Genomic DNA, 8,225 nt, shown 5'->3' with positions numbered 1-8,225 from the left:
CGTTTTTGTACTCTAACTCAAACGTTTGAATTCTCCAATTCACGCTGAACCAAAACACAGGCTGCTTTGTGTTATATGTATTGGGACGGGTTTGATTATGAATGCGCCCAGGAAAATAATTTATTTCTATCGGAAACTCAAAAAAAGCACCTTGACAATTTGATGATATTTCAGAGAGTGGATACCAAAAAAGAAAGATATAATTCGGATTATCTTTATCATTTTATTATTGATAGGCTTCTCAGTGCGAAACGAAGAGTTTTCGTGGAGACTTCTCCTGCTGAGTATAAAGGTGAGTACCACGATGCTATTTTCAGATATGCGCAATGTCTTGAGATATTGATAGAAACATACATCACAAGAAAAGTTTTAAATTATGATCCTGATGTTAAATGTAAATCGATTTACAGTATAAGTGGAAAACGTGAACTTGTTTTTAAAGGAAGAAAGAAATCAGAAAAAGATAATGATGATAATAGGATAGACTTTCAAATGGAGCCAATAGATGACCCTGAAAATAATTTGCGAAAAAAAACAAAAAATCTGAGTGATCGTCGTGATGATTTTGCTCATGTTCGGATGCAAAAACAAAAAAGTTACATTCAGGAAGCTGAAGAAGTTATCATAAGATTTATGGAAATTGTTTTTGAGAAAAAAAGTGAGATTATTGAACATGATTTGGATGAATATGCTTTTTACAAATATTTCGATGACTTTGGGACACTCTGTAAATCATGATAGACTGAATTGTCATGCGCATAACCCTCGAACTGAGTCTCCGGAAGCGGATGGTGACGCTGCCGGTGAACAATTCTCACCTGCTCTCCTCCCTGATCTACAACATCGTCGATAAAAGCTCAAGCGAGTATGCCGAACGGCTGCACGAGCAGGGGTACCGTTTGCAGAACAAGGCATTCAAGCTCTTTACCTTTTCGCCGTTGTATCTGCCAAACCGGCGGAAATGGGAGATGCATGATGACGGAACCATGAGCACAACAGAACGGCTCCTGCATCTCGTTATCTCTTCGCCGAAAAGCGAGTTCATCGAACACCTCGTTGTCGGGCTTCTGCATGAGCCATTTGTCTCGGTGGGGAAGGAGCGGTTCAGGGTTGAAACCGTCCGGCGGCTTGACCAGCCTGCACTGTCAGGCGACATGCGCTTTATCGCCCTCTCACCCATTGTCTGCGCCACGAAGCACACTGACGATGTCTATGCACAATACCTTTTTCCCGGAGATGAGGAGTTTGAACGGGTGCTCTGTGAGAACCTCTGCCGCAAGTATGAGGCGCTTTACACCCGGCCCTACGCAGGCGACAACAGTAACTTCCGCTTTACGCTTGATCAGAACTACGCGGAGCGCAAACAGGGCAAAATCCGGAAGCTGATTACCATCAAGGAGGGGAAACCTGAGGAGACAAAGGTAAAAGGAGTGCTTGCACCCTTCAGGCTTGAAGCTCCGGCGGAGCTGATGGAGGTCGGATACGAGTGCGGGTTCGGCGAAAGGAATTCGCAGGGGTTCGGGATGGTGAAAGTTGATGAATCCTGAATGGTTACGCGCTTGCTTTCAGCATTGGCTGCACATGGTGCTTTGGTTTGTGCAGAGACAAATCGTGAGTTGCTTGCAGGTTAAGCCAGAACTCCGGTGAAGTGTTGAACGCCTCGGCAAGAAGCCAGGCTGTATTTGGTGACACTCCTCTCTTGCCACGGACAATCTCGTTGATTCGTTGCACCGGGATGCCGATATGCTCCGAGAGCGCTTTCCGGGACAGACCCATTGGCTCGATAAACTCCTTCAGTAATATAATTCCGGGATGTGTTGCCACTCTGTTTGACGGTATCATGTTATTTTTTCAGAAATTGGTTAGTGGGGAGGCGCTCATAAGCAAAATTAATGGGTTTCCGGTATCCATGCAAGCGGAGTTTGATCGGGTGCTTTTTGAGATCTTTCTGCCGGAAGTGCAGGGAAATGAATTATTCTATTGCACAACGGAAGTTATCCCTTATTTTTACCATCCGGTTCACTTTTCTGAACAACAACCCCGACCGACATGCCAGAGGTTTTCAACTATCCCGTGACCTATCCCTCCTGGTGGATGGATTACTACTATCTTTTCACCTGGGCGTTCGGCATGCTGCTGCTTGCTCTCGGGTGGGCGGTCTTTTTCCGGTACGGGAAGTTTACCTACGGCGTTGATCTGGGCTGTCTCTGGAAATCAATTGTTCTGGTTCTCATGACTACCGTCTCGCTGGGTGTTCCCAACTACTATAACACCCGATTTGTAGGGGAGCACGGTCAGGATGGTGATTCCGTTAAGCTCTCTTCAGGCCAACTGCTCTATCTTGATCGCAAGGGTGTTGAAAAACAACTGAAGCTTGCTGATGTGACCGCAATCTATCAGGAGAGCATCACCTATAATCCTCCGCCGAAAATCTACATTGTTGCAGCAAAAACAGCCGTCAGGGATTCGCTCTTTATCACCACAAACCTTCCCGGTTACAAGCGCCTGATTTCTGAGTTGTCACAGCGAACCGGTGTTCCGGCCAAACTACGCTGAGCGGCTTTTTCCAGGAACACATGACCAGCCACCGCTCCGGCAACGCGCCCTCTTCCGACAGCTTTCTGCTTGTTGTTGAAATCGGCAATACCACCGCTTCGTTTGCCGTATTCAGGGGTGAAGAGCTGCTTGAGGTGAACAAGGTGCCTTCGGAAGCTCTTCCCCTGCACACCGATATTTCCGGAGTGATTGTTCCGATTCTTGCTGCCTGGCCTCAGCTTGGAGATGCCGTTCTGTGCAGTGTTGTTCCCGCCCTTGACTCTCTGCTGAAGAGCGAGCTTCGCCGACACATTGGCGGCAGGATTGTCGAGGTGGCATCATCGCTGCAACTGCCATTCACGCTCTCGTACGACTCACCTGAAAGCTTCGGTGCGGATCGTATAGCGCTTTGTGCCCTCTGCCGCAGGCTCTACCCTGATGAACCGGTCATTGCGCTTGACATCGGCACGGCCATAACGGTGGATGTGCTCACCTCCGGCGGGGAGTATCTCGGTGGTCTTATCATGCCCGGTCTTGACCTCATGGCCAGAGCACTGAATGAACGGACAGCACGGCTTCCGCTTGTGGGTATGGATACTCCTGACACGCTTATAGGGAGGTCAACGGCAGAGTGTATCAGAGACGGGATTATCTGGAGCTGTGTATCGGGTATAGAGGGGTTGATCGGAAAGATTACAACCCTGTTGTGCGATAACAATGAAGCAGGGGAGCCGAGGGTTATTGTTACGGGGGGCAGTGCACCCCTGATTGCCGGACTGCTTGAAACTGCTCCGTTGCATGAAGAGCTTGCCGTGATCCGGGGTACCCACTACCTCTTTACGCTCAACAGCGATTAACCCTTTCGTGAGCGGTTCGAGGGCAACGCAGCAATTAAAGCGCGGAACAGATTACTTGAGGTGACTGTAGAACGCCTGAGCCCTGCTGATTGCGGCGAGTACCTCTTGATCCTCAATAGTTTCCTCCAGAAGAAATGCCTCTCCGAGATTTTTCAGCAGCACAAAACGGAGCTTTTTATCCAGTTTTTTCTTGTCGGAGAGCATGTTTTCAAGCAGCAGGCGGCTGTCGATATCAAGAAACCGCCTCCTGATCACACCCCGTGGAAAGCGGAACTTTCCGAGTATTGCAAGCCCCTCCTCAAGCGACTGCTCGCTGAGGTAGCCGAGCCTGTTCGATAAAAAGAGCGCACAGACCATACCGATAGTGACCGCTTCACCATGGCGAATATGGCGGTACTCCGCGAGCTTTTCAAGCCCGTGGGCAAAGGTGTGTCCGAAATTGAGGGTTGCCCGGAGTCCGCCGGTCTCCCTGAAATCTTTTTTCACCACAGCGGCCTTGATGGAGGCGCTTGTTTTAACCGCTTTGGTTAAAAACGGCTCTTTCAGCGCGATGATATCACTGAAATGGTTATCGATAAAGGAGAGAAAAGCCCGGTCGGAAATAAAGCCGTATTTGACCACCTCCGCCATGCCCGAATAGATCTCCCGTTCCGGCAGGGTTTTCAGGTATGAGGGATCAATCAGCACCAGCTCGGGCAGGTGGAAAAATCCGATCAGATTCTTGCCCAGAGGGTGATTGATGGCAACCTTTCCGCCAATGGAGCTGTCGGTCATGGCAAGCAGTGTTGTGGGAAGCTGAATTACCGGAATGCCCCTGTAGTAGCTGGCAGCTATAAATCCGCCAAGATCACCGACAACGCCGCCGCCAACAGCGAGAAGGTTCCAGCTCCGGTCAACATCCGCCTCGATCATGTTGCCATAAAGCCGGTAGGCAGAGTTAAAGCTTTTGGATGCTTCACGGGCAGGAACAGTGAGCTCCACCCACTGAAACCCCTCCTCATCGAGTGTTTTCAGAATCCTGTCGCCATAGAGTTTGCGTGTATTTGCGTCAAACAGAACCACGGTTTTCTTTGCAAGTCCATGACTGTTGAACAATTTGCCGAGTCCGGAAGTGACCGGGGTTCCTGTTATTATTTTGCTCACGCTATCTGTTTGATTAGAGGTGACCTATGGATTATTGGTGGATGCGGATGCCTTGCGCACATACCGCTCTATTTTGCGGGTCAGCTCCTCAACAGTTGAGCCGATCCGTTTTATATCGGTCAGCACATTGATATTGGCACTCTCATACCGGGCTTCACGTCGCGAAAGGATGGCGGTGATCTTCTCCTCAATCTCCTCACGTGAGAGCTTCCGGTCGTTTTCTCCCTTCAGCAGCGGGCGGTCACTTTTGTGGCAGAGTCTTCTTGCGAGCGTTTTCGGGGATGATTTCAGGTAGACCAGAGTTCCTGACTCCCTGACAAGTTCCCAGGATCGTTCGTTTTCAAGTACACCGCCTCCGAGCGAAATGACCAGATTGGTTCGATTGACAACTTCCTGCAGTGCTTGCAGTTCAAGCTCCCTGAAGCAGGCTTCACCCTCTTCGGCAAAAATCCGGGTAATGGCTTTGCCTGCGCGTTTTTCGATAGTCTGATCGAGGTCAACAAACTCATAGCCGAGCGAATTGGCAAGGAGTGGCCCTATGGTGGATTTTCCTGAACCACTGAACCCGGTTAAAAAAATGAGTGTGTAGTTTTTTGTCACGCTTTAGGCTCTGTTACAGCGGTTGCCCCTTGAATCATTCAAACAAAAAAGAAAATAAACAAAATCCGAAGCTGCCGTTTGATCGTTGCGGCAAATATAGAAAAAAAATGGCATAAAGTGTTCGTGCTGCCATCGTGTGAGCTGTCGTTGGCATATGCATAAACTGATAGCTGTACCTCATTCTCTTTTTTAATACATTGAAAAAATTGCCTCTTTACCAAAACAGCAGTCAGTTGCGACAACTCATGCAGAAGCTCTGTATTATCAAGGCCGGTTCAACATTTTCCTCAACCCTTGAGAGACTCGGTGATTTTGAGGAGTGGATCATAAATGCGCTTGGCGCGATTCCGCTTTCCGTGGAAGTTATTGATGCAAGGGAGGGGGGCGCTCTGCCTTCTCCTGATGCTTGCGGCGGTGTGATTGTAACCGGATCACACGCTATGGTCACCGATAATCTGGCGTGGAGCCTCGGTATAGAGTCATGGATTCCTCTGCTTGTAGAAGCCGCAGTCCCTTTTCTCGGTATCTGTTACGGCCATCAGCTCCTTGGTCGTGCCATGGGCGGAGAGGTCGGTTATCACCCCCTCGGCAGGGAGATCGGTACGGTTGCAATTACGCTTGCTGCTGAGGCTGTCCATGATCCGCTTTTCAATGCTCTGCCTGATCGTTTTGCGGCCCATGCCACGCATGCGCAAAGTGTGCTGACCCTGCCGCCGGGCGCAGTAACCCTTGCCTCAAGTCTGCACGATCCCGTTCATGCATTCCGGGTCGGAAGTGCGGCCTGGGGCGTACAGTTTCATCCGGAATACAGCGCCGCAGTCATGCAGGCATATATTTCCGCCCAGGGGGAGAGCCTGAGGCAATCGGGGCGAAGTGTCGGGAATCTGCTGAAAGATGCTGTGGATACTCCCCACGCCCGAAAGGTGCTCACCAATTTTGGCACACTGGTATATAATCACTGCCGGGCAGCTTCATTAACCACAACAACGGGGTGATTATGAAAAGCTTCATATATACCACTCTTGCAGCTCTTGTTTTCCTGTTCATTTTCTCCCCGGCTTTTTGTGTTGAGCGTGCCGTCGGGACCGGTCAACCGCCGCTTTCCTACGCAATGAAGGTTGTTGAAAAGAGCCGCAGTAAGGGAGCAGGGACGGAGGAGTATCCTACATACTGCCGCGTCCGCTATCCTCACTTCTCCGGCGGAGTGAAGGCTGATCTGATCAACCGTGCGGTTCACTCCTACGTTGCAGACAGCACCGCTCTCAGCCTTGAAGGCGCAAAGGGCAAGGATATCTCCGTTGAAGTTCTGGCTGAAGCGTTTCTGCGAAGCTATGAAGCCTTCAGAAAAGAGCGCGCTGACGAAATCCCCTGGCAGTTTGATCTTGCAGGTGCAGTGCTTCTCAACCGTTCCGGAATTGTGACCATTGATATCTCCTTTTACTCCTTTACCGGCGGCGCTCACGGTATGAGCCATACGGCATATCTGGTGTTCGATACCCGGAGCGGCAGGCGTCTTGAACTCAACGACATTTTTTTGCCCGGTTACGAACGCACTCTCAACGAGCTGGTTGAGAGCAGGTTCCGGCAGATGAAGGGACTTTCAAAAACCGACCCGCTTGACGGTGAGGAGGGGGGGCTGGTTGAGAATGTTATTCGTTTCAACAACAACTTTGCCATCACCGACAAGGGGTTGATCTTTCTCTATAATGTCTACGAAATTGCCCCTTACGTTAACGGCCAGACGGAAATCCGGCTCACCTGGAGAGAGTTGAAGGGGCTTCTTCGACCAGGGTTCAGGAGCTTCTGAAGGGCGCCCTGATGCTATAACGAACACCACGCGCTTATTTCCTCTTTTCTCTTTTCGAAATCTCATCCAATGAGATCCCTCTTCACGACTGCGTCGCTCATCGGAATGACCGGGAATAGCCAAATCCCTGCCATATTTACGGTATTGTTATGGTATATGCTTGCATTTTATGACGATAGAGGGGTTTATTAGCCTTTGTCAATCGATGCGGAGCTGAATATTCAGTGAGCAGGATGAGGATCAGGTTTCTGAAACGAGGTTGACCTTGAATGACAACAAAAAAGGGTTTGCCACCGGGGTGCAATCCATACCATATTCAGGGTATTTTTATGGTATATGCTTGCAGATAAATGAGATAATGGGTTATTTGTTCACAATTGTTAACGAAACAGAACGACTGATGAACACATTTTCTTTAACACCATACGGTACTGCAGGTTCATCAGGCAACTGTTGTTGTCTCACCGGAGGGAGAGTGCTGTACACTACCGGATTTTTGATTTAGCGTACCTGTTCATCGGGAGCAAAAGTGGAAAACCGGCCGTCAGCATCAGTGACGGCTTTTTTTATTGGAATTTTTAACGTGAACCATAATCCCAAACAAATCAAATAACAACAAAGGGAGTAAAAAAAATGAAAAAAATGTTATCTCTTGCCGCCATGTTTGCTGTACTGTCGTACGCATCACCGGCATCGGCAGAACTGAAGATAAGCGGTGACGCTGCAACCCGTTTGAGAGACGACTTCGGCAAGGCCAAAACAGCCGCCGGCGTCACAACCAATACGCAGGACCAGTATTTCCAGTATCGTGTTCGACTGAAACCCTCTGCCGATCTCGGTGATGGTTACTTCTTCAAGGGCTTGATTCAGAACGAAGGGGTTGCCGGTGGCTGGCAGACCATTGCCGCATCCAATACCGAGCGCAACAGCCTTGAGGTTTCACAGTTCTACTTTGGCCGCAACCTTGAAAACAGCCATTACTCACTTGGTCGTCTTCCGCTTGGAAGCCTTGATAACCCGATTCTTGATCTGACCCTTTACGCAATCCCTGGTACCGGACCACAGGGTTCAAAATTGTATGCGGTTGATACTCCGATCTCCACAAACCACTTCGACCGCCTTTTTGGATTCAACTACGGGGTTAAGCTCGGTGGCGGTGAACTGAACGCTGTACTTGTCAACTTTGACAACCTCTCATCGACGGCTACGGTAAATAAGGGGCTGTTGAATCGCTATAGGACACATTCCTCGAAGCTCTGCTTCGCGAAGGAATTCTTAAACAT

Annotated in this window: 9 protein-coding genes and 1 pseudogene; 7 read left to right on the top strand and 3 right to left on the bottom strand. The window is 49.4% G+C overall.

Features of this window, described 5'->3' with window-relative positions; all coding sequences use genetic code 11:
- Window positions 1-177: 177 nt before the first annotated feature.
- Complete coding sequence (locus BOO20_RS05770; RefSeq protein ID WP_144277124.1) at window positions 178-738, top strand: hypothetical protein; 561 nt, start codon at window positions 178-180, stop codon at window positions 736-738.
- Window positions 739-752: 14 nt separating this feature from the next.
- Window positions 753-1,547 carry a CRISPR-associated endoribonuclease Cas6 gene (gene cas6 / locus BOO20_RS05765; protein WP_076791291.1) on the top strand — a complete coding sequence of 265 codons (795 nt, stop codon included), beginning with the start codon at window positions 753-755 and terminating at the stop codon, window positions 1,545-1,547.
- A gap of 4 nt (window positions 1,548-1,551) precedes the next feature.
- Here cas6 and BOO20_RS05760 read toward each other — a convergent pair whose 3' ends face one another.
- Window positions 1,552-1,842: a HigA family addiction module antitoxin gene (locus BOO20_RS05760; protein ID WP_076791289.1), complete on the bottom strand. Its 291-nt coding sequence runs from the start codon at window positions 1,840-1,842 to the stop codon at window positions 1,552-1,554.
- A 207-nt stretch (window positions 1,843-2,049) separates the two neighbouring features.
- Between BOO20_RS05760 and BOO20_RS05755 the strand changes: the two genes are divergently transcribed.
- Entirely contained in the window at window positions 2,050-2,556 is a 507-nt protein-coding gene (locus BOO20_RS05755; protein WP_076791287.1) for a hypothetical protein, read from the top strand.
- A gap of 20 nt (window positions 2,557-2,576) precedes the next feature.
- Window positions 2,577-3,392 carry a type III pantothenate kinase gene (locus tag BOO20_RS05750; RefSeq protein ID WP_076791285.1) on the top strand — a complete coding sequence of 272 codons (816 nt, stop codon included), beginning with the start codon at window positions 2,577-2,579 and terminating at the stop codon, window positions 3,390-3,392.
- Between the two features lie 51 nt (window positions 3,393-3,443).
- On the opposite strand, the gene aroB is transcribed toward BOO20_RS05750, so the two are convergent.
- Together aroB and BOO20_RS05740 are read right to left on the bottom strand one after the other, a co-directional pair.
- Window positions 3,444-4,535, bottom strand: coding sequence for a 3-dehydroquinate synthase (gene aroB / locus BOO20_RS05745; protein ID WP_076791284.1), 1,092 nt, complete (start codon window positions 4,533-4,535; stop codon window positions 3,444-3,446).
- Between the two features lie 24 nt (window positions 4,536-4,559).
- Window positions 4,560-5,135, bottom strand: coding sequence for a shikimate kinase (locus BOO20_RS05740; RefSeq protein ID WP_076791282.1), 576 nt, complete (start codon window positions 5,133-5,135; stop codon window positions 4,560-4,562).
- Window positions 5,136-5,368: 233 nt separating this feature from the next.
- Here BOO20_RS05740 and BOO20_RS05735 point away from each other — a divergent pair, with 233 nt between their 5' ends.
- The 3 genes and pseudogenes from BOO20_RS05735 to BOO20_RS05725 form a co-directional block, all read left to right on the top strand.
- On the top strand, window positions 5,369-6,130 hold the full coding sequence (locus tag BOO20_RS05735; RefSeq protein WP_233120904.1) for a glutamine amidotransferase: 762 nt from the start codon (window positions 5,369-5,371) through the stop codon (window positions 6,128-6,130).
- Window positions 6,131-6,132: 2 nt separating this feature from the next.
- A complete protein-coding gene (locus BOO20_RS05730) occupies window positions 6,133-6,942 on the top strand; it encodes a DUF3298 and DUF4163 domain-containing protein (RefSeq protein WP_076791279.1) in 810 nt (269 codons plus the stop codon).
- A 633-nt stretch (window positions 6,943-7,575) separates the two neighbouring features.
- A pseudogene (locus tag BOO20_RS05725) lies at window positions 7,576-8,225 on the top strand (hypothetical protein); the annotation flags it as partial.

The sequence above is a fragment of the Chlorobium sp. KB01 genome (assembly GCF_001975465.1).
Classification (GTDB): Bacteria; Bacteroidota; Chlorobiia; order Chlorobiales; family Chlorobiaceae; genus Chlorobium.
This window is presented reverse-complemented; position numbering and strand designations above follow the sequence as displayed.